This window comes from Alloactinosynnema sp. L-07 (assembly GCF_900070365.1).
Classification (GTDB): domain Bacteria; phylum Actinomycetota; class Actinomycetes; order Mycobacteriales; family Pseudonocardiaceae; genus Actinokineospora.
The window spans coordinates 5,615,849-5,638,940 of the sequence record NZ_LN850107.1 but is presented as its reverse complement, the minus strand read 5'-3'; the positions used below and the strand labels follow the sequence as shown (position 1 = coordinate 5,638,940).

Here is a 23,092-nt window from a genome sequence, read left to right as displayed (position 1 = left end):
CGACCGTAGATGTAACACGTGCTTCAGTCAAGGAGGTGGGCGTGCGCCAGCCCGACCAGGCCCGCCGCGACGAACTGGTCGCGCGGACCCTCGACTATCTGGCCGAGCGAGGACTGGCCGAGTTCAGCCTGCGGGGTCTCGCCGCTGAACTCGGGACCAGCGCGCGCATGCTCGTGCACTACTTCGGCACCCGGGAGAACCTGCTCGACCAGGCGTTCGCCGAACACCGCGCGCGGGCGATCGCCGCGGTCCAGGCCGCGCGCGGCGACAAAGCCGCGGCGCGCACCGGCTGGGACACCATGGCCGACCCGGCCAACCGCGGGCACTACGTCGTGATGTTCCACCTGCTCGCGGCCGGCCTGACCGACGGGCCGTTCACCGAGATCGCCCGGCACGCCGTCGCCGACTGGTTGGACGTGGTCACCGGCCTGCTCGCCGACCGCGACGAGCCGAGCGTGGACGCGACAGTGCTGGTCAGCGGCCTGAAAGGGATCCTGCTGGACTTGCTGGTGACCGGTGACCGCGACCGCTGCGCGGCCGCGGCCCACCGGCTCATCGGGCTGTTGACCTAGTCAACGACCTCGACGCCGCGCCAGAAGGCGACGCGGTCCTTGATCTGGGCGGCTTCGGGTTTCGGGTCGGCGTAGTACCAGACGGCGTCGGTGTTCTCCGCGCCGTCCACGTCGAGCGAGTAGTAGTTCGCGGTGCCCTTCCACGGGCAGAAAGTGGTCGTGTCGGAGGGGCGCAGGTACTCGCGGCGCACCGAGTCGGCGGGGAAATAGTGGTTCCGCTCGACGATGACGGTGTCGTCGCTCTCGGCGATGAGCACGCCGTTCCAGGTCGCTTTGGCCATGCCGCCACTCTGCCCGATCGGCCCGCCGGGTCCGCCTCGTAGGATGCCGCTGACGGGCGCAGGCCATTTCCGAGGAGGACCCACCGATGCCTATCGCCACCCCCGAGGTCTACGCGGAGATGCTTGACCGGGCCAAGGCGAACGAGTTCGCCTACCCCGCCATCAACGTGACCTCGTCGGAGACACTCAACGCCGCGCTGCGCGGGTTCGCCGAAGCCGAGAGCGACGGCATCATCCAGGTGTCCACCGGCGGTGCCGAGTTCGCCTCGGGCACCAAGGTCAAGGACATGGTGACCGGCGCGGTCGGGCTCGCCGAGTTCGCCCACGTCGTGGCCGCCAAGTACCCGGTGAACGTCGCGCTGCACACCGACCACTGCCCCAAGGACAAGCTCGACGGCTTCGTCCGCCCGCTGATCGCGATCAGTCAGGAGCGCGTTGATACTGGCGGGCTGCCGCTGTTCCAGTCGCACATGTGGGACGGCTCGGCCGTGCCGCTCGACGAGAACCTGCAGATCGCCGCCGACCTGCTCGACCTGGCCGCCAAGGCCAAGATCGTGCTGGAGATCGAGGTCGGGGTCGTCGGCGGCGAGGAAGACGGCGTCGACAACGAGATCAACGACAAGCTCTACACCTCGACCGAGGACTACCTCAAGACCGTCGACGCGCTCGGTGTCGGGGAGAAGGGCCGCTACCTGCTGGCCGCGACCTTCGGCAACGTGCACGGCGTCTACAAGCCGGGCAACGTCGTGCTGCGGCCGGAGATCCTCAAGCAGGGTCAGGACGTGGTGGCCGAGAAGCTGGGCCTGCCCGCAGGCTCCAAGCCGTTCGACCTGGTCTTCCACGGCGGGTCGGGCTCGCTGCTGGAGGAGATCCACGAGGCGGTGACCTACGGCGTCATCAAGATGAACATCGACACCGACACCCAGTACGCGTTCACCCGCCCGGTGGCCGCGCACATGTTCGCCAACTACGACGGCGTCCTCAAGGTCGACGGCGAGGTCGGCAACAAGAAGGCGTACGACCCGCGCAGCTACCTCAAGGCCGCTGAGCAGGCGATGGCCGCGCGCATCACGCAGGCGTGCGAGCACCTCAAGTCCGCGGGACGCATGATCGCGGGCTGACCCAACTTCACGCGCGAACGCCCCCCTCCCCGGCTGCGGGAGTGGGGCGTTCGTCGTATCAGCCTACAATTCTAATGTTCAACAATCCTACGTTTGAACATTAGAATTGTTGAACGATCGGCTGGCGAGGGCGGGCGCGGCGGACTGGCGTTTGGTGAACCAGGCGCCCACCGGCTTGCCGAGCCACCACAGGATCGCCACCAGCGCGAACGTGATCGGGGCCGACCACCATGCGATCGGCGGCGCGGCGATCAGCGCGTCCTGGGCGTAGAGCGCGGCGTGGCCGAGCACGGTCACCGCGGCGGCGCCCGCCACGGCCTCCAGGGTGTGCCCGAGATTCAGCCTGCGCACGATGTCGATCGCGAGGCCGACGAACACCAGGTAGAACGGCACCGTCGACGGCGGGAAGTCCCCGATCGTCAGCAGCGGCCAGATCACCGCGCGGTAGGCGACGTACACGCCCGCGACCATCGTGGCCGCCCAGCGGGTCCCGATCGTCTTCGCCGCGGCCGCCAGCACCAGCGCGGCCATGCCGATGCCCCACATCGGGTACACCCAGCTCGGGATCGGCAGCGCGAACTGCTCGATAGCCTGATAGTCGACCGGGCGGCCGATCTCCCCGGCGGCGAACTCCAGCAGCGTGCGCTCCGCGTAGCACTGATCGATCGTCAGCACGCCGTTCGGCATGCAGGACCGCAACTCGAGCACGCCGTACTCCTGCTGCCCGTTGGGGAACAGCATGTTCTCGAAGAAGAACAACCACAGCGCACCCAGCACCCACGGCCTCGATTTGCCGCCGGGTCCCGCCGAGTACCAGCCGTCGATCAGCCCGGCGATCATGAGCGCGGTGCCGAAGTAGAGGAGCGCGTGCGACGGGCTCCACGCGGTCAGGTCCAGGCCGTTGATCCGGTGGTTGATCACATCGAGCGGGGCGGCGATCAGGAACACGCCGAGGCCCCACTGCAGCAGACGCACGGACCGCTTCGTGGCCGCCATGCCGGTGAAGCTGTGGATCGCGACCAGCACCACCGCGATGCCGGTGCCGACGGTATTGATCAGGTGCGGCGGGGCGAGGTCGTCACGCAGGAACTTGAAGTGCCACGATTCGTCCCAAGAGGACCCGAGCACCTTGAACAACAAGGCGATCAACCAGGTCCGGTAGGCGAAATGCCATACCCATTCCGGCGTCTCCCGGCCCGCGTCGCCACGGGTCCAATGGAGCCGGAAGAAATCCTTGAACTGCCCGACCGGCCCCTTGCCCGCCGGGTCATCGATCGCTGCGTTCCCCGTGTTCACCCGGTCATCATGGCGTTCTGGACCTGAGAACGGATAGTCGGCCCCACACGTTCGTGAGCGAATTCCGGGTTTCCCTTAAGGGATGGTGACATCAGGGATCAGGGCGATTACCCAGGGTATATCGGCCAGACGTCGTGCGGATGCGGCAGGATGGCGGCATGACCGGCAATCTGCTTGGACCCGAACCCACCTTGCTCCCCGCCCGCGACGAGCCGCAGGGCATGCTCGACGGCGGGACCGACCCGGCGCAGGTGGCCGCCCACTGGCCGGACTTCAGCGCCGCGTGGGCCGCTCTCGCCGAGAACGCGCTCGCCGCCGGGGAGAACGTCTCCGCCTACGCCTACGCCCGCACCGGCTACCACCGCGGCCTCGACCAGCTGCGCCGCTCGGGCTGGAAGGGCTTCGGCCCGATCCCGTGGTCGCACGCGCCGAACCAGGGCTTCTTGCGCGCGCTGGCCGCGCTCGCCCGCGCCGCGAAGGCCATCGACGACGTCGAGGAGTACGAGCGCTGCTCGACCTTCCTCACCGACTCCGACCCGACCGCCCCCCACTGACGACCAGAGCCCGCCCCGGATGTGTCCGGGGCGGGCTCCACGGTCAGCCCGCGGGTCGGTTGAGCACGCTGACCAGCAGCGTGTGCACCGGCCCGTGGTCGGCAGGGTCGGCCAGCTTGCACTGCCCACCCCGCAGCCGGTACCACTCCGCCGCGCCGAGGTAGCGCACCTTCGCGGTCAGCGCGCCGTCCAGGCCGAGAGCGGTGTGCAGCTCAAGGTCACCGGTGACGACGCCCACTTCCTCGGTCATCACGCCTGGTCCGGCGTGCAGCGGCGAGGTGTACTCCGACATCGGGCGTCCGATCAGCAGTAGTTGAGCATGCTCAGCAGCGCCGACTTCTCCGCCGAGTTCACCCGCAGCGCGTACTTGTACTTCACGTGCGTCCACATCTTGGCGTAGGTGCACCAGTACGAGGTGAGCGACGGCTTCCAGGTCGCCGGGGTCTGGTCGCCCTTGGACTGGTTGACGTTGTCGGTGACCGCCATGAGCTGCGGGTAGCTCAGGTCGTTGGCGAAGGCCTGCCGCTTGCTCGTGGTCCACGAATTCGCGCCGGACCGCCACGCCGCGGCCAGCGGGACGACATGGTCGATGTCGACATCGGAGGCGTTGTACCAGGTCGCGCCGTCGTACGGGCTGTACCAGGAGCCCGAGGTCGCCGCGCACGACGAGTCGGTCACCACGCCGCTGCCATCGCGCTTGAGCACCGTCTCCCGGGTGTTGCACGAGCCGGAGATGGTGATCCAGTGCGGGAACAGGGTCCGCGAGTAGCCGGACATGGAGCCGTCCGCGGCCACGGTGAGCGCGGCCAGCTCGGCGCGGGCGGTCGCCTCACTGGGGATCGACGGCGGAGTGGCACTGGCAATGCCCGCGAGCCCGACGACGAGCGCGACGGTCAGGAATAAGGAGCCGATCAGAGTGCGGGTCTTCGACATGTGTTCCTCCGTTGTGGGGGCAACGAGACCGTCGATTACCGTGGCGGGGCCATGTGGCATGTCGACGGCGGGTGAAAACTGACCCCCGCGTGGCATCCGAATTTTGACCCCCTGTCCGGTGACTCTGGCTCGTAGTCGAGCCGGGGAGGACGAAGGGTGTTGTCCGTGGAGGATTGGGCTGAGATTCGTCGTTTGCGCAGGTCGGAGCGTTTGCCGATCAAGGTGATCGCTCGGGTTTTGGGTGTCTCGAGGAACACGGTGCGTGCCGCGCTGGCCTCGGATGCGCCGCCGAAGTATGTGCGGCCGTTGAAGGGTTCGATCGTGGATGCGGTCGAGCCGCGGATTCGTGAGTTGTTGCGGGCGTATCCGACGATGCCGGCGACGGTGATCGCGGAGCGGATCGGCTGGAAGCGGTCGATCCGGGTGCTGTCGGAGCGGGTGGCCGAGTTGCGGCCGGTGTATCTGCCGCCGGACCCTGCCTCACGCACCACGTATGCCGCCGGGGAGATCGCCCAGTGCGATCTGTGGTTCCCGCCGATCACGCTGCCGGTCGGGTTCGGGCAGGCCCGTAAACCTGCTCGTCTGCCGGTGCTGACCATGGCGTGCGGGTACTCGCGGTGGCTCTCGGCGGTGCTGATTCCGAACCGCTGTGCGGAGGACTTGTTCGCCGGGTGGTGGCGGCTGGTCGAGAAGTTGGGTGCGGTGCCACGGGTGCTGGTCTGGGACGGTGAGGGTGCCGTGGGCCGGTGGCGCGGCGGGCGCAGTGAGCTCACCGCGGACTGCCAGGCGTTCCGTGGGACGCTGGCCACGAAGGTGGTCATCTGCCGTCCGGCGGACCCGGAGGCCAAGGGTCTGGTGCGAGCGGGCGCACGATTATCTGGAGCGTTCGTTCCTGCCTGGAAGGCAGTTTGCCTCGCCTGCGGAGTTCGCCGCGCAGCTCGAGGGGTGGCTGGCGGTGGCCAACACTCGGCCCAAGCGGGTACTTGGGTGCGCGCCTGCCGACCGGATCACCGCCGACAGGACGGCGATGCTGGCGCTGCCGCCGGTCGCGCCTGCGGTCGGGTGGCGGGCCTCGACCAGGTTGGCGCGCGACCACTATGTCCGTCTGGACTCCAACGATTACTCAGTGCACCCGGGCGTGATCGGTCGCCGCATCGAGGTGATCGCCGACCTGGATCGGGTGCGGGTGCACTGCGATGGCAGGCTCGTCGCCGATCACGAGCGGATCTGGGCCTGGCACCAGACGATCTCCGATCCCAGCCATCTCGTTGCGGCAAAGGTGTTGCGCCGCAAGCGGATCGGCATGCTGCGCCCGGCGACCGAACCGGAGGTCGAAGTCCGCTGCCTGGCCGACTACGACACCGCGCTCGGCCTCGATGGCATCGATGGTGGGGTGGCGTGATGGCCGTGAAGACCACACCACCGTCGCGGGACCTGGCCGCCGAGGTCGCCTACCTGACCCGGGCGTTGAAGGCGCCAACCCTGCGCGAGTCCGTCGCCCGCCTCGCGCAACGGGCGCGGGCGGAGTCCTGGACGCATGAGGAGTTCCTCATCGCCTGCCTGCAACGCGAGGTCTCCGCGCGGGAGTCCCACGGCGGCGAGGGCCGGGTCCGGGCCGCCCGGTTCCCTGCCCGCAAGTCGCTGGAGGAGTTCGACTTCGATCACGCCCGCGGGTTGAAACGCGACGTGATCTCCCACCTCGGCACCCTCGATTTCGTTGCCGCCAAAGAGAATGTGGTGTTCCTCGGCCCGCCCGGCACCGGCAAGACCCACCTCGCGATCGGCCTGGCCATCCGGGCCTGCCAGGCCGGGCACCGGGTCGCGTTCGCCACCGCCGCCGAGTGGGTGGCCCGGTTGGCAGAGGCCCACCACGCGGGGCGGTTGCAGGCCGAGTTGACCAAACTCGGTCGCTATCCGCTGATCGTCATCGACGAGGTCGGCTACATCCCGTTCGAGGCCGAAGCCGCGAACCTGTTCTTCCAACTCGTGTCCTCCCGCTATGAGCGGGCCAGCGTGATCGTCACATCCAACAAAGTCTTCGGCCGGTGGGGCGAGGTCTTCGGCGACGACGTGGTCGCCGCCGCCATGATCGACCGCCTCGTCCACCACGCCGAGGTCATCGCCCTCAAAGGCGACAGCTACCGGCTCAAGGACCGCGACCTCGGCCGCGTCCCCACCGCCAGTGGCACCGAAGAATAAAGATCAACCAACACACAGGGGGTCAACATTCAGATGCCGCCTGGGGGTCAGATTTCGAGTGCCGTTGACAGCGGCACCCGTCATACCAAAGAGTGACACCCCGACGACGGGCTGTGAAAGTTCTTGACCACGTTCCGTGGAGGGTTCTGTTGGCAGTCCTGCGGACAGTGGAGTTCTGGCCGAAGACCGGATTCCCCGGCGGGCCGTGGGCTGACACTCCTGACGTGGACACCTTCGTCAAGACCGCCCGCCGCGTGTGCGAGCGCTATAGCGAGCTGCTGGCTCTTGGTGGCGTCAGGAGCCGGACCTCCAGCGTCCGGCTCTTCGCCCATCCCGATACCGCTCGCGCCGACGTGCTCGGTGAGGTCTACGTCGATCCGCAGAGTGATGGCGAGTTCGCCGTCGTCAGCCTGCCTCCAGGCATCTCCGTGTTGGCGCCGCAGGCCCGCGCGATGCTCGTACTGGAGGTCGTTCACCGGTGCTTGCTCCGACTGGCGAGCGCACGCGGCTGGGATCCGGCCGTCCTCGACGCCGCATACCGGCACACGATCGAGTCCGGCCTCGCGTTCACCTGGTCGAGTGCATGGAAGGCCAGTCCCGGGCGATGCTTCCGGGCTCGGGCGACCTTCCGGCTGGCCGACGACGGCTACGGCAGGGTCTCGGTGGAGATTCAGGAGCGTTCCGGTGGGACCGTCGTCGGCCACACGTCGGAGTCACTGAGTTTCAGCACCATTGAGGGCTTCAAACGATCGGCGGCCACGCTGCGGTGGGTCGGTCGCTCAGCTGTGCGGATCCACCCGTTCGTCAGCCCGTTCGGCGACTCCACCGGCGAGATCGAGCACGACGTCACGACCCTGACCCAGCAGCCCATCCACCTACTCGGCCCACCGGAATCGGCAGTGATCCCGGTCACCGTTGTGGGCAGGGGCGCTTCCCGCTCAGCTCGATGCGCTCAGGCCATGAAGGAGCGACACAGGCTCGTGCTGACGGGCTCGCGCTGATGACCAAGGTCGCGGCACGGCTCGGCCTCGGCCCAGTGCCCGACCTAAACCAATCCCCGCGCGATTCGTAGGTCCTCCGTGTGCCGGTACCAAGTCCACCTCGACACGTCCCGAGGGTGGGCGACCCCGTTCGACTCGGGGATCGCCGGTAGGCAGCCGACCTGGAACGCCCGGCCCCGCATCGTCTCCACGCGCCTTCCAAGCAGCCCGAGTCGGACCACCCGCACCGCCAGCCCGCTCTCCGGGTCCGGCACGACCTCGATCCGCTGGGCCCGCCCGCGCAGCGCGGTCGTGTCGTCGCAATAGGCCACGCCGCGGACCGACTTCAGGACGCCCAAGCCGACCAGCACCCCGCCCGTGTCGTCGCGGACCAGGGGGAAGTGGTCGAGTTCACCGTCCAGGGCCACCCGCAGCGCCGAGGTCGGGTCCGCTGGGATGCCCCAGAGGCCGGGGATGGCCGACCGGCCCACCGGCACGAACCCGATCGGCGTCGACAGCAGGGACAGCCGCATGAGTCGCACCACAACGGCGGCCAGGTCGGCGTCGGTGCCCTTGATCACCAATCGGCGGTCGTCGAGGGCTTTGACCAGCGGATCCACGTCAGCGCGGGCTGGTCGCGACGGTATTGACACCACCTCGACGCCGTCTCGCTCGCCGAGGTCCGGCCCTGCCTGGTTTCCGCAGGCCAGCACGAGTGCACCCACGTCACGCTCCTGGTCTAGTGTTAATCACCGGCATTCGCCCGAATCAGCCCGGGTACGGGTGTCCACGCGGTCCATTGCCAACACCTGGAGTTTCACATGCCGGCAATCGTGCTGATCGGCGCCCAATGGGGCGACGAGGGCAAGGGGAAGGCCACCGACCTGCTCGGCGAGCGGGTTCAGTGGGTAGTGCGCTATCAGGGCGGGAACAACGCCGGGCACACGGTCGTGCTGCCCGACGGCGAGAATTTCGCCCTGCACCTGATTCCCTCCGGCATCCTCACCCCGGGACTGAACAACGTCATCGGCAACGGTGTCGTGGTCGACCCGACGGTGCTGCTCAAGGAGCTGGCCGGGCTCGAAGGCCGCGGTGTCGACACCTCGCGGCTGCTGATCTCCGCCGACGCGCATCTGATCATGCCCTACCACGTGGCCATCGATAAGGTCACCGAGCGCTACCTCGGCAAGGCCAAGATCGGCACCACCGGCCGCGGCATCGGTCCGGCCTATCAGGACAAGGTCGCCCGCGTCGGCGTGCGGGTGCAGGACCTGCTCGACGAGAAGATCCTGCGGCAGAAGGTCGAGGCCGCGCTCGACATCAAGAACCAGATGCTGGTGAAGATCTACAACCGCAAGGCCCTCGACCCCGACCAGGTGGTCGACGAGGTGCTGGCCTGCGGCGAGAAGTTCGCCCACCGCATCGCCGACACCCGGCTGCTGCTCAACGAGGCCCTCGAACGCGGTGAGACCGTGCTGCTCGAAGGTTCCCAGGGCACGCTGCTCGACGTCGACCACGGCACGTATCCGTTCGTCACGTCCTCGAACCCGACCTCGGGCGGCGCGTGCGCCGGGTCGGGCATCGGCCCCACCCGGATCACCACGGTGATCGGCATCCTCAAGGCCTACACCACCCGCGTCGGCTCGGGTCCGTTCCCGACCGAGCTGACCGACGACATGGGCGAGCGGCTGCGCAAGGTCGGCGGCGAGATCGGCGTGACCACCAAGCGCCTGCGCCGCACCGGCTGGTTCGACGCGGTGATCGCCCGCTACGCCAGCCGCGTCAACGGCATCACCGACTACTTCCTCACCAAGCTCGACGTCCTTTCCGGACTGGATACCGTCCCGGTCTGCGTCGGCTACGAGATCGACGGCCAGCGCGTCAACGACATGCCGATGACGCAGACCGACGTGCACCACGCCGTGCCGGTCTACGAGGAGCTGCCGGGCTGGTGGGAGGACATCAGCAAGTGCCGCACGTTCGACGAGCTGCCCGCCAACGCGCGCGCCTACGTCGAGCGCCTCGAAGAGCTGTCGGGCGCCCGGATCTCGGCGGTCGGTGTCGGACCGGGCCGCGACCAGACGATCGTCCGTCACCAGATGGCATGAGTAACCAGCGGCCGGGCCCCCGCCCGGCCGCTGGTTCTCACTCGACCTTGAGCGTCGACTTGGCGAGGTCGTAGGCGGCCATGCCGTCCTCGAACTCCTCGTCGTCCAGCCCGCGCCACAGCACGGCCACGATCCCCTTCGGCGTGGCGACGGCGAAGCCCTTGTCCTTGGCCTCCTTGGTCGCGCTGACCGCCTCGACGACTTCGGTGGTCCCGGCCTTGGTCTGGCTGTACTCGTGCTGGGCGCCCTTCTTGCCTTCCTCGGCAAGGAAAGCTTCCAGCGTCTGTCGCACGTCGGCATTCGGGTCGTCGCCGGACCACACCCGGATGAAGCCGAGCAGGCCAGCGCCCTTGGCGTCGATCTCGTAGCAGAGCTTGAGTCCGGCGGCCTCGGCGAGCGAGTCGCCCGACGGTTCCACCGGCTTGGCCTTCCACTTGTCGGCCACCTCGAAAGTGATGTGGCACTTGGCTTCCAGCCGGTTGGCCGACTTGGCGGGCGCGGCCGGGTCGGCCGAGCAGGCGGCGGCCAACGCCATGATCGCGGCGACGGCACACAGACGCTTTGTCATCCGATCCCCCAAAAGAGTCGCGGCCGCGAGCCTACTCCCGGGCCAGGGCCGCCTCTTCCAGGTCCGCGGCACATTCCGCAGATTTCGCCTTTGTCCCGCGCGGCGATGAACACCGATCGCTCCGCGGCAGGCATCTCGCGGCGCAGCCGCCGGAACGCCGACGCCGGGGCCGGGCATATCCAGTGGGATCGCGGCCAGCGGCGGCCGGCGAGATCACGCCGCGCATGCCTGCCCAGGAGATCACGGTCAGCGACCGCCAGCCGGGCCTGGGCTCCCGTTCGCGGATCCTGGAGATCAGCCTGGGCCGCCACTGGCCGGGAACATCCACACGAACCGGACGACGACCACCGCCGCCAGCACGACGAGCGACGCGCCGACGAGTGTCCAATTCGGACAGGCGCGGCGATCACGGTGCGCGGCTGCAACCCGATCAGGGCGAACGAGCCGGAACTCGGGGATGCCGGGGTGAACGACACCGCCAGCCCCACCGCCACCAGCAGCAGGGACGCGGGCTACCCGGCCCGCCGCGCGATGGTGGTGACGGCGAGCTAGCCCGCCACGAGCACACTGCGCCAAGATGACCGGTGAGAGCGAAGGAGCGCGCGATGAGCCGTGAACACGTGGCCGCGTTGCCCGCCGAGGTCACCGCCGACGCCGATGACTGTCCCGCCTCCCCGGAATTCTAGGTTCGTCACGATCGCGGGTTCCGTCTCGACGGGCGGTCACCGTGGTCGGCCGCCGTCACGGTCCCCTTGGGTCTGGATGGCAGTGAGCCATGAGCCAGACCCAAGGGGTGAGCGTCAGTGGGCGAAGTGCTCGGTGCGCGACTCGACGGCGATGTCGCTGTTGTCGGTGAACAGGCCGTCCACACCCGCCGCCCAGAACGCGGACAGCTCGCCGAACAGGTTGCCCGCGTCAGCCGGGTTGGCCGACGAGCGCAGGTTGGTCGGCAGGAAGTTGTTCTCCACCCGGAACGTGTACGGGTGGACCTTGAGGCCCGCGGCGTGCGCGTTGCCGACCAACGCGGTCGGGGCGGTCAGGTTGCCCGCGGCGTCGCGCGGGATGACCTGGTCCTTGGCCGGGCCGATGCCGGAGGCGTAGGTCGCGACCTCGCGCAGGCCCGCCGGGGTGATGAGGTCGGCGTACTTGCGGGGGTCGCCCGAGTCGACGAAGTCGTACGGAGCGCCGTTGGCCGAGGTCAGCTGGATCAGCGGGACCCGCAGCTTGCCCTTGAGCGCCTTGAGGTTGGACACCTCGAACGACTGCACGAACACCTTGGCGCGCGGGTGGTTGAGGCCGTTGCGGGTCAGCGTCCACACCAGCTTCGGCTCGAGCTCCAGGCCGAGCTTGCGGAAGTAGGTGGGGTGCTTGGTCTCGGGGTAGATGCCGATGTCGCGGCGCAGCTCGCGGGACAGGCGCTTGCTGAGGTCGATGACCTCCTGCAGCGTGGGCACCTCGTAGCGGCCGTTGAACACGGTGTTGCGCGGGCGCAGCGCCGGGATGCGCTCGACGGCGCGCAGGGTCTTCAGCTCGGCGAGGGTGAAGTCCTCGGTCCACCAGCCGGTGACCTGAACGCCGTCGAGGTTCTTGGTCGCCTTGCGGTCGGCGAACTCGGGGTGGTTGGCGACGTCGGTGGTGCCGCCGATCTCCGGCTCGTGCCGGGCCACGAGCACGCCGTCCTTGGTGGGCACCAGGTCGGGCTCGATGTAGTCGGCGCCCATGCGGGCGGCCAGCTCATAGGCGGCCAGGGTGTGCTCCGGTCGGTAGCCCGACGCGCCGCGGTGGCCGAGCACCAGGGGCAGCGCCGAGTCGCGCCGGTCGTCGTTGTGCTCAGGGGACGCGCTGGCGGTGCTCAGCGTGGCGACGCCGAGCAGGGCGATGGCCGACACGGCGACACCGGCTAACCGGACCGATCGGAGCATGGTTGACCTCCTGCGATGTGATGGCCTGGCCACCTTCGTCCCGCACCGCGACATCGGGGCCACACGCGGGCGAAACGCGGCCCACCTGTGGATGAACGCCGGGAAACTTCGCCGGTTCAACAATTCCACAATCCTCTTGTTCAACAATCCTATTGTTCCCTTGTTGAACTGTAGGATTGTTGAACATTCCTGGCCCCGGTGGGACGTGTCCGGACTGGGCGGCCGATTACCGTGTCGCCCGGTCGAGCATCTAGGCTCACCGCTCGTGCGTGTCCTGGTTGTCGGGTCTGGCGCCCGCGAGCATGCCCTGGTCCTTGCGATGTCCAAGGACGCCGAGGTGACCGCGTTGGCGTGCGCTCCCGGCAACGCGGGAACCGCCGCGCTGTCGGAGAGCTACGGCGTCGACCCGGCCGACCCCGCCGCGGTGACCGAGCTGGCCAAGCGCTGGCAGGCCGACCTCGTCGTCATCGGCCCAGAGGGTCCGCTGGTCGCGGGCGTGGCCGACGCCGTGCGCGCCGCCGGGATCGACGCCTTCGGCCCGAGCGCCGCCGCCGCGCGCATCGAGGGTTCCAAGGCGTTCGCCAAGGACATCATGACCACCGCCGGTGTCCCGACCGCGCACAGCGAGATCGTGGACAACCCGGCCCGCCTCGACGCCGCGCTCGCCCGCTTCGGCCCGACCTGGGTGGTCAAGGACGACGGCCTCGCCGCGGGCAAGGGCGTCGTGGTCACCACCGACCTCGCCGCCGCCCGCGCCCACGCGATGACCCTGCTCGACGGCGGCCACCCGGTCCTGCTCGAGTCGTTCCTCGACGGCCCCGAGGTCTCCCTGTTCTGCGTGGTCGACGCCGCGGGAACCGTCGTCCCCCTGCTTCCCGCCCAGGACTTTAAGCGCGTTGGCGACAACGACGCCGGGCCCAACACCGGCGGCATGGGCGCCTATGCGCCGCTGCCCTGGACCCCCGACGGCATGGTCGACGACGTCGTGGCCCGGGTCATCCAGCCGGTCGTCGACGAGATGGCCGCCCGCGGCTGCCCGTTCTCGGGCCTGCTCTACGCCGGGCTCGCCATAACCAGCAATGGCCCCGAGGTCATCGAGTTCAACTGCCGCTTCGGCGACCCGGAGACCCAGTCCGTCATCGCCCTGCTCCGCAGCCCGCTGTCGCTGTTGCTGCGCGCGTCGGCCCGAGGCGAACTGGCCGCCCACCCGCCCCTGGACTGGGCAGAGGGCTCCTCGGTCACCGTCGTCATCGCCGCCGACGGCTACCCCGGCCGCCCCCGAACCGGCGACCCCATCACCGGCGCCGAGGTCGAGGGTGTCCTGCACGCGGGCACCCGCCGCCGCGACGACGGCGCCCTGGTCTCCGCGGGCGGCCGAGTCCTGGCCGTGGTCGGCACCGGCCCCACCCTGGAAGCCGCCCGCGCGGACGCGTACCGCAAGGTCGACGCCGTCCACCTCGCTGGCTCCCACCACCGCACCGACATCGCCCTGCGCGCCCAGCGCGGAGAAATCGGCGTCCCCGTCGCCGGATAGGGAACCGAAGCGCGGTTTTCTCCGTCAAAGTTCAGGTAGGCCTCACCACGCCGTTGGTAGCCTGCTAAACGAGACGACATCATCACGATGCGTACGGGGGTGCGTGAGATGGACATCGGCGCTTCGCTCAACGCCGTCGCGGGCGCCGCCCTCGACATGGCCGCCAAGATCATGGGCAACGGCCCAACCGGCGGAAAGTTCGTGGTCAACCACGACAACGTCCTAGCCGCAGCCAAGATCATTCATACCCAGGTGGAAACGTTCAGACTCGCCACCCGGGACGCATTCCATGACTTGCACGTCGATCCGCCGGGTGAGGACATCGTCAGCAAACGGCTGGCCAACGCCTGGAACGACAAGCTCATGCTCGATGATGATTCCTATGCGGTGCGCATCGATGAATATGTGCGTTCTCTGAACAAGTTGGTCTCACAGTTGATCGAGTCGGCCAAGGCCTATGGGCACAACGAGGAAGAGATCGCAGCCGCACTCCAGGGTGACACGCGTGCGTAGCCGCGTCCTTCTCGTAGCGGTGGTGCTCGTCGGTGCAGTCGCGTGCACGACGAATGAACCAGGCACGGCGACGACCCCAGCAGGGACAACCACCTCGGACTCTGGCGGTCAGACGGCATCGACGAAACCCACCACGAAGCTGCCGCCGAGGCCACGCGAGATCAAACTGGATTCGGTCGATCCATGTGCCCTGCTGACAAAGCCGCAGTCCGATCAGCTCAAGATCGATCGTTTCCGCGCGCGTGTAAGTGGCAGTGAGACCTACAAGGGCGCCAAGGAGTGCGTATTCAACGTACTTCGCCAAGAGCCGTTCTATGACTACGGCATCTTGCTGGTGACCACCGAAGGCGTTGATGTGTGGTTTGCCAACAAGCGCAATGCTGACGTCACCGAAGCAACGGTCGAGGGATTCGGCGCGGCGAGCTTCCATTTCCCAGGCGCGTCCGGGACCAGGAGCTTTGAGTGCACGACCGCGGTGGATGTCGCTGATGGTCAACAGCTCCAAGTCGATATGAAGCTGACCAGCCGGGGTGCGTTCACGCAGGATCAGATTTGTCAGATGTCCGAGGAAGCCGCGGCGATGGCCGTGACCACGTTGAAGACGTTGGGGTGAGGGGCTGACATGGCAGGCGACAACGGGCTGGGCGACCTCCGCTTCGAGGGCTACGGCCACAACGAGCTGGCCACCGAGCTCGACCGGCTGCGTCAAGGGCCAGGTTCCGAGAGCCTTCACCGCGCCGTGGCCGCGCTCAAGACCATCTCCGAGGGACTCGCCGAGACTGACCGGGTGCTGCGGGAGGAACTCGCCAAGATCGGCGTCGAGTGGGAAGGCGCCGCGTCCGAGGGCGGTACTGAGGCCACCAAGAACTCCAGCGTCTATGCCGAAGAGGCGGGCGCGACGGTCGACCAGTCGGCCGGAGGCGTGCGGGAGCAGGGCGAGACGTTCTCCAACACCCGCAACGGCGCTCCCGAAGGCTCGGATCTGCGCGGGCCGACCAAGCTCAGCGGGGTCGATCGCTTCGCGGGTGCGGTTCTCGGGCACACCACCGACCACGCCAAGCAGGTTCAGCAGACCAACGCCGCGCATCAGCAGGCGGTGACGTCGATGAACGGGTACAGCTCGGGCAGTCAGGCCGCGCTGGGCAACTACCAGTCGCTGCCGGTGCCGCCGGGGATGTCGCTGGAGTCGACGCCGTACCACCCGAACGGCACGACCTCCGCGCAGACGTTCAACGGCAACCCGAGCACCTTCACCCCGTCCGGCTCCACCGGGCCCGGCGTGCCGGGGCAGACCAGCGTCCCGCCTGGCGGCGGTCAGCAGTACACCGGCGTGCCCGGTCAGCCCGGCAACCCCGGCCACGTGCCGACCACGGGCGGCCAGCCGCCCGGAGGGCTTCCTGGCCGCGTCTCCGGGGTCGCGCCGGTGGTGCCCGGGTTCGGTGGGCTTCCGGCGACCGGTGGGTTCCCCCCTGGTTTGCGGCCCGGTTTCCCCGGCGGTCTCATGGGCGACATCGCCGCCGTCGCCGGGTTGGCGGGCGCCGGTGGCGGCGGTGCCGCGGCGGGGTCGAGTCTGGAGAAGGACCGGGTTGTGCGCGGCGGGGGCTTCGCCGACACGCCCGAGGGGCGGGCGGCGCGGGCCGCGGCGCGGGGCGGGGTGCCGATCGGCGACCTGCCCGACGACGAGGCGAGGGCCGCGCGCAACGCCGAGCGCCATGGGGCGCGGCCGGGGCGGGCCGCGGGCTCACTCATGCAGCCCGCCGCCGCAGGGGCCGGGGCGCCCGGCGAGGACGACGACGAGCATGTGCGCAAGTACGGCATCGACTCCGACGACGTCTTCGGCGACGACCGCCTGGTGATCCCGCCAGTGCTCGGGCAGGACGACTGACCTTGACCGCGGGTTCCAACAGCATCGTGCTGTCCACGCTCGAGTTCGACGTGCTCTGGGCGGCCGAACGGCTGCCCGAGAAGCATGTCGCGCTCGATGTGCCCAGCCCGGGCAAGACCCACACCGAACGCGCCAAGCTGGTCGAGGAGGCGTTCGCGGGGCTGGCTCAGCGCGGGCTGGCCGAGGGTGGCCGCGCGGTGCCGGACCTGGCCGACTGGCTGAGCCTGCTCGCGCACGCGCCGGTCGCGATCGACAGCTGGGTGTGGACCGACCGGGAGATCGCCGCGCTGGCCGTGGTCAGCGGCGATCAGGGGCTGCTCGCCGTGGTCGACCGCGCCGAGGTGTGGCTCATCCCGTCCCGCGCCACCGCGATCGCCGACGCGGCTGTGTCCATCGCGGGCGACATGCCCGCCGGGCCCGGGCGGTCGGTGAGCCTGCCGACCGACGTACTGATGAAGGCCGACAGCGGCGACCCGCAAGCGATGATCACTGTCATGGTCGAGCACGGCGTGAGCCTGTCGGACGCCCAGACACTCGGGTCGATGCTCAGCGGCATGACCACCCGCGGCCAACTCGGCGCCGAGCGCGCGCCGCGCGGGCAGAAGCGGGAGCGCGCGGGGCGGGTCGTGGCGTTCCACGACACCGACGCGGGCCGCTATCTGTACCTGTCCCGCCCCAGTTCGGACGGCCGATCATGGAGCACGATCACCCCCGCGGACAACGCGCGCCTGGCAGGCTGCGTACGCGAACTACTCGACGAGCTGTGACCCGCGGCGGTGGCTGCGCTGGCTACTGAATGCGGACGTATCGGGTGTGTTGCCGACGCTCGTCGACGACGTGGGTCGGCGCCCCGAGGAAAGCATCCGGCGAGGCGACTGGGCCGTAGGCCAGGTTCAGCGTTTCGAGACTGTAGTACCAGGGCCCCCGGCCGAGCGAGGTGGCTTGCCGATAGGTGATCTGCCACCGAACCCACTCGTTGGGGCGCAATCGCACCGCTGGAGGTCTGCGCCGAATCGCTCCGGGCCACTGAGTATCGACCAGCATGACGCGCAGCAGGCCGTTTTCCTCCCGCAGCCGCACCTCGCTCCGGTCAGGCGATGTATGCGCGATGGTGGACTGCGCCGCGAAATTCGTGCTCTCCCTCATCATAACCGCGTGGACGAGTGGCGGATTCAGCTCCGGGAGGGGAAACGCCATGGGGAGCGCGTTGCGCTGGGCCGCGGCTGGTCCGCTGCGGGACTGCTTGGTCCACTGCGTCCGAACCCACTGCGCGACTACGTCCACGGAGCCATCATCGCTGACAAGTCCCTCATGGTGGCGGTAGCGGCTGACCTACGCTGACCGCATGCATGGTCGGTTGCTCAAGGTCGCGGCCCGGGCGGCTGTTCCGCCCTTCCACGTCATGGACGTGCTCTCCGCCGCGAACGCCCGGCAGCGGGCGCACGGGGACATGGTGTCGCTGGCCGCGGGGCAGCCGTCGACCGGGGCGCCGTCGGCGGTGCGGTTCGCCGCGGCGGAGGCGTTGGGCAGCCAAACGCTGGGGTACACCGAGCAGTTGGGGGTGCCCGCGCTGCGGGAAGCCATCGCGGGGCACTACGGGCGGCGTTATTCGCTCGACGTGTCCGCGCAGGACGTCGTGATCACCACCGGCTCTTCCGGCGGGTTCCTGCTGGCCTTTCTCTCCGCGTTCGACGCGGGTGACCGGGTCGCGCTGGCGCGGCCTGGGTATCCGGCGTATCGGAACATCCTCAGCGCGCTCGGGTGTGACGTGGTCGAGCTGCCGTGCGACGAAAGCACCCGGTTCCAGCCGACCGAGGCGATGCTCGACGAACTCGGCCCGCTCGACGGGCTGATCCTGGCCAGCCCCGCCAACCCGACCGGCACGGTCCTCGACCCGGCCGAACTGGCCGCGATCGCTGGCTGGTGCGCCGAGCGCGGCGTTCAGTTGATCAGTGACGAGATCTACCACGGCATCTCCTACGGCGCCGAGACCAGCAGCGCGTGGCAGTTCTCGCGTGAGGCGGTGGTGGTCAACAGCTTCTCGAAATACTTCGCGATGACCGGGTGGCGGCTGGGCTGGATGTTGGTGCCCCGGCGCCTGCACCGGGCTGTCGACTGCCTGACCGGCAACTTCACCATCTGCGCCCCGGCCATCGCCCAGCACGCCGCGGTGGCCGCGTTCGAGCCGGAGACCTACGCCGAGCTGGACGCGCACGTCGCGCGGTACGCCACCAACCGCGACCTGCTGCTCACCGGCCTGCCGAAGCTCGGCATCGACAAAGTCGCCCCCGCCGACGGCGCCTTCTACGCCTACGCCGATGTCTCGCACCTGACCCACGACTCGATGTCGTTTTGCCAGCGGCTGCTCGCCGAGACCGGGCTGGCGATCGTGCCCGGCATCGACTTCGACCCGGTCGACGGCAACCGGTTCGTCCGCCTGTCCTTCGCGGGCGCCACCGCCGACGTCGAGGAAGGGCTGCGCAGGTTCGGGGACTGGCTCCAGGGAACCTCGGGCGGACTCTGAGCGTTGATCGGACGTGGAGAGGGGGAGGCAATGGTTCTGAAGATCATCGGCGCGGTGATCCTGATCTGGGTGGCCTTCAGCCTGATCGGGTTCCTGTTCAAGGCCGTCGTGTGGCTGCTCGTGGCCGCCGCGGTCGTGTCGATCGGGGCGATCGCGTACGGCGCGATCAAGGGCAAGTCGGAGCGCCGCCAGATCCGCGGGTAGCGCCTGGTCACAGCCGTCCGCGAGGATGTCGGCGTGCCCAACATCCTCGTGCCAGGCGAACGCGTCGCCGATCCCGCTGAGCCAAGGCTCAGCGCGTGGGAGGCGCGCACCGATCTTCCGCTGACCGCCTTGGCTGGCGTCTTCCTGCTCGGCTACGCCTGGCAGGTGCTGCACACCGGCGCCACGCCGACGGTCCAGCTGTGGCAGGAGATCCTTCTCTGGGGCATCTGGGCGGTGTTCGCCGTCGACTACGTCATCCGGTTCGTGCTGGCGCACAACAAGCGCCGATTCATCTGGCGGCACCTCTTCGACTTGATCGTCGTGGCACTGCCGATGGTGCGCCAGCTGCGCGCGTTGCGGCTGATCACAGTCCTGCGCGTACTCAGCAAGCGTTTCGCGGTCAACTTCCGCGGCCGCATCGGCCTCTACGTCGCCGCGACCGTCCTGCTGGTCGGCGTGTCGGCGTCGCTGGCCGTGCTCGACGCCGAGCGGGCCGACCCGGACGCCTCGATCACCACCTTCGGCGACGCGCTCTGGTGGACGCTCACCACCATCACCACGGTCGGCTACGGCGACCGCTTCCCGGTCACGACCGAGGGCAGGCTGGTCGCCGCGGCGCTGATGATCGGCGGGATCGCGCTGCTCGGTGTGGTCACCGGTCTGATCGCGTCGTGGTTCCTGGAGAGAATCGTGGGCGCCGAGGAATCGATCGAGGAGACCACCCGCACCGAGGTCCGGGCGCTGCGGGCGGAACTCGCCGAACTCCGCGAGGAACTCAGGCGGACTTGATCCGGTGCAGCGCCTCGGCGATGTCGGCGGCCAAGACGTCCCGGTGGGTCACGAAGCGCACTCCGCCCGGCACCGCGACCGCGGGTACCCCGACCCGGTCGAGCATGGCCAGCGTGGTCGGGGTGTCGGGCACCGACGCGAGCACGATGTTGGTCTGCGGCTCGGTGACCTCCCAGCCCAACTCCGCCAGGCCCGCGGCCAGTGTCCGCGCGTTGGCGTGGTCGGCGGCGACGTCGTTGATCCGCGACAGCGCCACCAGGCCGCCCGCGGCCAGCACGCCGCCCTGGCGCACACCGCCGCCCAGCATCTTGCGCAGCCGCCTGGCCTCGGCGACGAACGCCGCCGACCCGCCCACCAGCGACCCCACCGGGGCACCCAGGCCCTTGCTCAGGCACACCTGGACCGTGTCCACGCCGACCGTCAGCGCAGCGGGCGGCACGCTGAGCGCCACGGCGGCGTTCCACAGCCGCGCGCCGTCGAGGTGCACCTTCAGGCCCGCCTCGCGGGCGGTGGCGACCAGCAGGGCGTGTTCGTCGGGCGGGGTCACGGTGCCGCCCGCGAAGTTGTGCGTGTTCTCCAAGCACAGCAGCGTCGTGCGCAGCGCGTAGTACGGCGCGCTGCCCGCCGCCATCGCGCTGACGTCGTCGGCAGCGACGCGGCCTGGCCGGCCGGACCACTCCAGCGGGTGCGGCATCCCGCCCGCGAGCCACGCGGGCGTGCCCAGTTCGGCCTCCAGCACGTGGCTGCCGCGCGCGGCCAGGAACCGGTCGCCGCGGCGGAGGTGGGCCATCAGGGCGATCAGGTTGCCCATGCTCCCGCTGGGCACCCACAGCATGGCCTCGACGCCGAGCAGCGCGGCGGCGCGTTCCTCTAGCTCGCGCATGGTGGGGTCGTGGTCGAGGACGTCGTCGCCGACCTCGGCGGCGGCCATCGCGGCGCGCATCGTGTCGTCGGGGCGGGTCACGGTGTCGGAGCGCAGGTCGATCCGGCGGGGTGCGGAAGTCACGATCCGATCTCACCACAGCGGGCAATACAGCCACGTGTATGCCGCTGATCGCGGGGGTGGCGTACATCTCTTCGGGCACACATGCAACCGTGGACCCGGTCAGGTCCGTCCTTAGTCCGACAGAACGAGCGGAGAGCGTCCGCGTGGATCAGCGCGACGAACAACAGTTCGCGGAGTACTTCACGGCCCGGCGCGACGCCGTGCGGCGAACCGCGTTCCTGTTGTGCGGAGACTGGCACAAGGCGGATGACCTCGCGCAGACGGCGTTCGTCGCGCTGCACCGCAGCTGGCGCAAGGTGCGGGACCGGGAGGCCCTCGACGCCTACGTCCGCCGGTCGGTGGTGCGCGCGATGATCGACGAGACGCGCAGGCCGTGGCGGCGGGAACGCCAGGTGGACCAGTTGCCCGAACGGGCGACCCACGATGGTGAACTCGGTAACCGGGTGGCCACGAGGTCGGCGCTCCTCGACGGGCTGTCGCGGGTGCCACCGCGGCAACGCGCGGTGCTCGTGCTGCGGTTCCTGGAGGGCTTGGACGTGGCGGCCACGGCCGAGGCGCTCAAGTGCTCCGAGGGCACCGTGAAGAGCCAGACCGCCCGTGGCCTGGCCGCTTTGCGGGAATCGCTGGGCGACACACTGGATGATCTACGGTCGGGACTGTGATGCGAACAGGGACGAGGAGGTGGATGTAAGTGGATGAGCGGAAGATCTCTGAGCTGTTTCGCGACGCCGTCCGTGACGTTCCGCCTGCCTCCTTCAACCAGGAGGATGTCGCGGCCGAGTCGTCGAGATTGACCCGAAAGAGGAACAGCCTCGTCGCGGGATCAGCGCTAGGCTTCGTGTTGCTCGCAGGCGGAATCGTTGCCGGGACAAGCCTGTTGTCGGGTTCGGAAACGAACACGCAAACAGGGGCTGCCGCCGGTGCGCCCTATGACAGCGGTAACGATTCACGGTCTCTGAGCGAGAATAGGGACGACGGCCAGAAGGCCGAAGCCCAAGGTCTCCCGCCGACGGCGCCCATGCAGGGGGGCTCGTCGGTCGGGAAAGCCGGTGTCACAACCGGCGGCACCCCTGGTGGGTGCGGGTCGGCGGACCGGGAGCTCGCTGCTGCCCTCGCGGGCGAGCTCCCGGCCGCCACTTCCGCGGCCGATGTCGTCGCCTCGCCGCTCGCCTGTCCCACCGGCTCGCGATCCGCCGCGTTCGGCGTGCAGAACGGCCCCCGCCGCGGCTTCATGTCGATCATGCTGGTGCCCGCGAACACCGCTCTGATGCAGCAGCCGCCGTGGGCCGACCGGCCCTCCGGCACGACCGGCTCGGTGGTCGACACCAAGTCCGGCCAGGTCATGATCGTGGTCATCGAGCCGCTGGCCGGTTCGATCGCCCCGCCGGTCGACGGCTCGCAGGCCCGCGCGATCGCCGAGGAGCTGGCGGCGCGGTTCTGATCCCGGCCTGCGACGATTGATCCGATGACCACCGCCAGCACGCCCAAGGGCGAACGACGCAAGCACGCGCTCGTCGAGGCGGCGGCGGCGCTGCTGATCGAGGGCGGGTTCGACGCCGTCCGCCACCGCGCCGTCGCCGAGCGCGCCGGGCTGCCGCTCGCGTCGACCACGTACTACTTCGACTCCATCGACGACCTCATCGTCGACGCGCTGGAGTTCCACGGCCGCGCCGAGCTGGCCCGCGGCCGGGCCGTGCTCGACGAGCTGACCGCGTGCCCGCGCGAGCCGGACGCGCTGGTGGAACTGGTGCTCGACCAGCTGCTGGGCCCCAGGGCCAGGGAGAACGACGCCGAGGCGATCCTGCTGCGCTACGAACGGCTCGTCGCCACCGCCCGCAGACCCTACCTGCGTCCGCTGACCCTCGAACTCGGCGCCGACCTGCGGTCGCTGCTGATGGACACCCTCGCCCGCGCGGGCGCCGCGGTCGACGAGACCCGGCTGGAACAGCTGATCGCCCTGGTCGACGGCGCGGTCGTGAACGCGCTCATCGAGGTCAACCCGGACCCGCGGGCCGCGGCGCGAAGGATGTTGCTCGACGCACTTGCCTGACCCATGCAACCTTCCCGCGCGCAGGCGCGTGAGAAGGTGCGAAGGGGGGCTCG

At 69.3% G+C, this 23,092-nt stretch carries 27 protein-coding genes and 1 pseudogene; 19 read left to right on the top strand and 9 right to left on the bottom strand.

All coding sequences use genetic code 11. The features are described from left to right. The first annotated feature begins 41 nt into the window (after window positions 1-41). Window positions 42-572 (top strand): TetR/AcrR family transcriptional regulator, encoded by a 531-nt coding sequence (locus BN1701_RS25540; RefSeq protein ID WP_067521348.1) that lies wholly within the window; start codon window positions 42-44, stop codon window positions 570-572. Here the strand turns inward: BN1701_RS25540 and BN1701_RS25535 are convergent. Next, window positions 569-853: a DUF427 domain-containing protein gene (locus BN1701_RS25535; RefSeq protein ID WP_054052946.1), complete on the bottom strand. Its 285-nt coding sequence runs from the start codon at window positions 851-853 to the stop codon at window positions 569-571. The two genes, BN1701_RS25540 and BN1701_RS25535, sit on opposite strands and share 4 nt — an antisense overlap. Window positions 854-939: 86 nt before the next feature. On the opposite strand from BN1701_RS25535, the gene fbaA reads away from it, so the two are divergent. Next, the gene (gene fbaA / locus BN1701_RS25530; protein WP_054052944.1) at window positions 940-1,974 is read left to right on the top strand and encodes a class II fructose-bisphosphate aldolase; all 1,035 of its coding nucleotides are present in this window, start codon (window positions 940-942) and stop codon (window positions 1,972-1,974) included. 87 nt (window positions 1,975-2,061) lie between these two features. Here fbaA and BN1701_RS25525 read toward each other — a convergent pair whose 3' ends face one another. Beyond that, complete coding sequence (locus BN1701_RS25525; RefSeq protein ID WP_054052942.1) at window positions 2,062-3,270, bottom strand: hypothetical protein; 1,209 nt, start codon at window positions 3,268-3,270, stop codon at window positions 2,062-2,064. A gap of 158 nt (window positions 3,271-3,428) precedes the next feature. On the opposite strand from BN1701_RS25525, the gene BN1701_RS25520 reads away from it, so the two are divergent. Then, window positions 3,429-3,824: a DUF3151 domain-containing protein gene (locus BN1701_RS25520; protein WP_054056124.1), complete on the top strand. Its 396-nt coding sequence runs from the start codon at window positions 3,429-3,431 to the stop codon at window positions 3,822-3,824. Window positions 3,825-3,867: 43 nt separating this feature from the next. On the opposite strand, the gene BN1701_RS25515 is transcribed toward BN1701_RS25520, so the two are convergent. Together BN1701_RS25515 and BN1701_RS25510 are read right to left on the bottom strand one after the other, a co-directional pair. Then, entirely contained in the window at window positions 3,868-4,116 is a 249-nt protein-coding gene (locus tag BN1701_RS25515) for a hypothetical protein (protein WP_054052940.1), read from the bottom strand. An 11-nt stretch (window positions 4,117-4,127) separates the two neighbouring features. Then, the gene (locus BN1701_RS25510; protein ID WP_054052938.1) at window positions 4,128-4,757 is read right to left on the bottom strand and encodes a DUF1524 domain-containing protein; all 630 of its coding nucleotides are present in this window, start codon (window positions 4,755-4,757) and stop codon (window positions 4,128-4,130) included. A 156-nt stretch (window positions 4,758-4,913) separates the two neighbouring features. On the opposite strand from BN1701_RS25510, the pseudogene istA reads away from it, so the two are divergent. The 3 genes and pseudogenes from istA to BN1701_RS25490 all read left to right on the top strand — a co-directional run bounded on the left by istA (window position 4,914) and on the right by BN1701_RS25490 (window position 7,957). Continuing rightward, window positions 4,914-6,159 (top strand): annotated as a pseudogene (gene istA, locus BN1701_RS34660) (IS21 family transposase). Then, complete coding sequence (gene istB, locus BN1701_RS25495) at window positions 6,159-6,956, top strand: IS21-like element helper ATPase IstB (protein WP_054050512.1); 798 nt, start codon at window positions 6,159-6,161, stop codon at window positions 6,954-6,956. Before istA ends, istB begins: the two are co-directional and overlap by 1 nt. Window positions 6,957-7,105: 149 nt before the next feature. Beyond that, window positions 7,106-7,957 (top strand): hypothetical protein, encoded by an 852-nt coding sequence (locus tag BN1701_RS25490; protein WP_157368219.1) that lies wholly within the window; start codon window positions 7,106-7,108, stop codon window positions 7,955-7,957. Window positions 7,958-8,001: 44 nt separating this feature from the next. Here the strand turns inward: BN1701_RS25490 and BN1701_RS25485 are convergent, their stop codons facing one another. Then, window positions 8,002-8,661, bottom strand: a complete 660-nt coding sequence (locus tag BN1701_RS25485; RefSeq protein ID WP_157368218.1) for a hypothetical protein — start codon at window positions 8,659-8,661, stop codon at window positions 8,002-8,004. Window positions 8,662-8,757: 96 nt separating this feature from the next. Between BN1701_RS25485 and BN1701_RS25480 the strand changes: the two genes are divergently transcribed. Further along, window positions 8,758-10,044, top strand: coding sequence for an adenylosuccinate synthase (locus tag BN1701_RS25480; RefSeq protein ID WP_054052932.1), 1,287 nt, complete (start codon window positions 8,758-8,760; stop codon window positions 10,042-10,044). A gap of 37 nt (window positions 10,045-10,081) precedes the next feature. Here BN1701_RS25480 and BN1701_RS25475 read toward each other — a convergent pair whose 3' ends face one another. Continuing rightward, window positions 10,082-10,612, bottom strand: a complete 531-nt coding sequence (locus BN1701_RS25475) for a lipoprotein (RefSeq protein WP_054052930.1) — start codon at window positions 10,610-10,612, stop codon at window positions 10,082-10,084. 411 nt (window positions 10,613-11,023) lie between these two features. Between BN1701_RS25475 and BN1701_RS35990 the strand changes: the two genes are divergently transcribed. Further along, window positions 11,024-11,164, top strand: coding sequence for a hypothetical protein (locus tag BN1701_RS35990; RefSeq protein ID WP_157368217.1), 141 nt, complete (start codon window positions 11,024-11,026; stop codon window positions 11,162-11,164). 248 nt (window positions 11,165-11,412) lie between these two features. Here the strand turns inward: BN1701_RS35990 and BN1701_RS25470 are convergent, their stop codons facing one another. Next, window positions 11,413-12,534 (bottom strand): glycerophosphodiester phosphodiesterase, encoded by a 1,122-nt coding sequence (locus BN1701_RS25470; protein WP_054052928.1) that lies wholly within the window; start codon window positions 12,532-12,534, stop codon window positions 11,413-11,415. Between the two features lie 265 nt (window positions 12,535-12,799). On the opposite strand from BN1701_RS25470, the gene purD reads away from it, so the two are divergent. The 5 genes from purD (at window position 12,800) to BN1701_RS25445 (ending at window position 17,233) form a co-directional block, all read left to right on the top strand. Then, window positions 12,800-14,068: a phosphoribosylamine--glycine ligase gene (gene purD, locus BN1701_RS25465; protein WP_054052926.1), complete on the top strand. Its 1,269-nt coding sequence runs from the start codon at window positions 12,800-12,802 to the stop codon at window positions 14,066-14,068. A 108-nt stretch (window positions 14,069-14,176) separates the two neighbouring features. Further along, on the top strand, window positions 14,177-14,581 hold the full coding sequence (locus BN1701_RS25460) for a hypothetical protein (RefSeq protein ID WP_054052924.1): 405 nt from the start codon (window positions 14,177-14,179) through the stop codon (window positions 14,579-14,581). Further along, window positions 14,574-15,194 carry a DUF3558 domain-containing protein gene (locus tag BN1701_RS25455; protein WP_172803319.1) on the top strand — a complete coding sequence of 207 codons (621 nt, stop codon included), beginning with the start codon at window positions 14,574-14,576 and terminating at the stop codon, window positions 15,192-15,194. Before BN1701_RS25460 ends, BN1701_RS25455 begins: the two co-directional genes overlap by 8 nt. 9 nt (window positions 15,195-15,203) lie before the next feature. Beyond that, window positions 15,204-16,466 carry a PPE domain-containing protein gene (locus BN1701_RS25450; protein WP_054052920.1) on the top strand — a complete coding sequence of 421 codons (1,263 nt, stop codon included), beginning with the start codon at window positions 15,204-15,206 and terminating at the stop codon, window positions 16,464-16,466. Next, a complete protein-coding gene (locus BN1701_RS25445) occupies window positions 16,463-17,233 on the top strand; it encodes an ESX secretion-associated protein EspG (protein WP_054052918.1) in 771 nt (256 codons plus the stop codon). Before BN1701_RS25450 ends, BN1701_RS25445 begins: the two co-directional genes overlap by 4 nt. A gap of 22 nt (window positions 17,234-17,255) precedes the next feature. On the opposite strand, the gene BN1701_RS25440 is transcribed toward BN1701_RS25445, so the two are convergent. Next, window positions 17,256-17,663 (bottom strand): hypothetical protein, encoded by a 408-nt coding sequence (locus tag BN1701_RS25440; protein WP_197672140.1) that lies wholly within the window; start codon window positions 17,661-17,663, stop codon window positions 17,256-17,258. Between the two features lie 148 nt (window positions 17,664-17,811). On the opposite strand from BN1701_RS25440, the gene BN1701_RS25435 reads away from it, so the two are divergent. Genes BN1701_RS25435 through BN1701_RS25430 form a run of 3 tightly spaced genes read left to right on the top strand, consistent with a single transcriptional unit; the run spans window position 17,812 to window position 19,983 of the window. Beyond that, complete coding sequence (locus BN1701_RS25435; RefSeq protein ID WP_054052914.1) at window positions 17,812-18,990, top strand: pyridoxal phosphate-dependent aminotransferase; 1,179 nt, start codon at window positions 17,812-17,814, stop codon at window positions 18,988-18,990. Window positions 18,991-19,020: 30 nt separating this feature from the next. Continuing rightward, window positions 19,021-19,194, top strand: coding sequence for a hypothetical protein (locus BN1701_RS36550; protein ID WP_172803317.1), 174 nt, complete (start codon window positions 19,021-19,023; stop codon window positions 19,192-19,194). A gap of 33 nt (window positions 19,195-19,227) precedes the next feature. Further along, window positions 19,228-19,983 carry a potassium channel family protein gene (locus BN1701_RS25430; RefSeq protein WP_231949703.1) on the top strand — a complete coding sequence of 252 codons (756 nt, stop codon included), beginning with the start codon at window positions 19,228-19,230 and terminating at the stop codon, window positions 19,981-19,983. On the opposite strand, the gene BN1701_RS25425 is transcribed toward BN1701_RS25430, so the two are convergent. Continuing rightward, window positions 19,970-20,989 carry a low specificity L-threonine aldolase gene (locus tag BN1701_RS25425; protein ID WP_054052912.1) on the bottom strand — a complete coding sequence of 340 codons (1,020 nt, stop codon included), beginning with the start codon at window positions 20,987-20,989 and terminating at the stop codon, window positions 19,970-19,972. The two genes, BN1701_RS25430 and BN1701_RS25425, sit on opposite strands and share 14 nt — an antisense overlap. A gap of 143 nt (window positions 20,990-21,132) precedes the next feature. On the opposite strand from BN1701_RS25425, the gene BN1701_RS25420 reads away from it, so the two are divergent. The 3 genes from BN1701_RS25420 (at window position 21,133) to BN1701_RS25410 (ending at window position 23,039) form a co-directional block, all read left to right on the top strand. Next, entirely contained in the window at window positions 21,133-21,651 is a 519-nt protein-coding gene (locus BN1701_RS25420; RefSeq protein WP_054052910.1) for a SigE family RNA polymerase sigma factor, read from the top strand. Between the two features lie 356 nt (window positions 21,652-22,007). Then, a complete protein-coding gene (locus tag BN1701_RS25415; RefSeq protein WP_054052908.1) occupies window positions 22,008-22,430 on the top strand; it encodes a hypothetical protein in 423 nt (140 codons plus the stop codon). 24 nt (window positions 22,431-22,454) lie between these two features. After that, window positions 22,455-23,039 (top strand): TetR/AcrR family transcriptional regulator, encoded by a 585-nt coding sequence (locus tag BN1701_RS25410; protein WP_054052906.1) that lies wholly within the window; start codon window positions 22,455-22,457, stop codon window positions 23,037-23,039. Window positions 23,040-23,092: the final 53 nt, after the last annotated feature.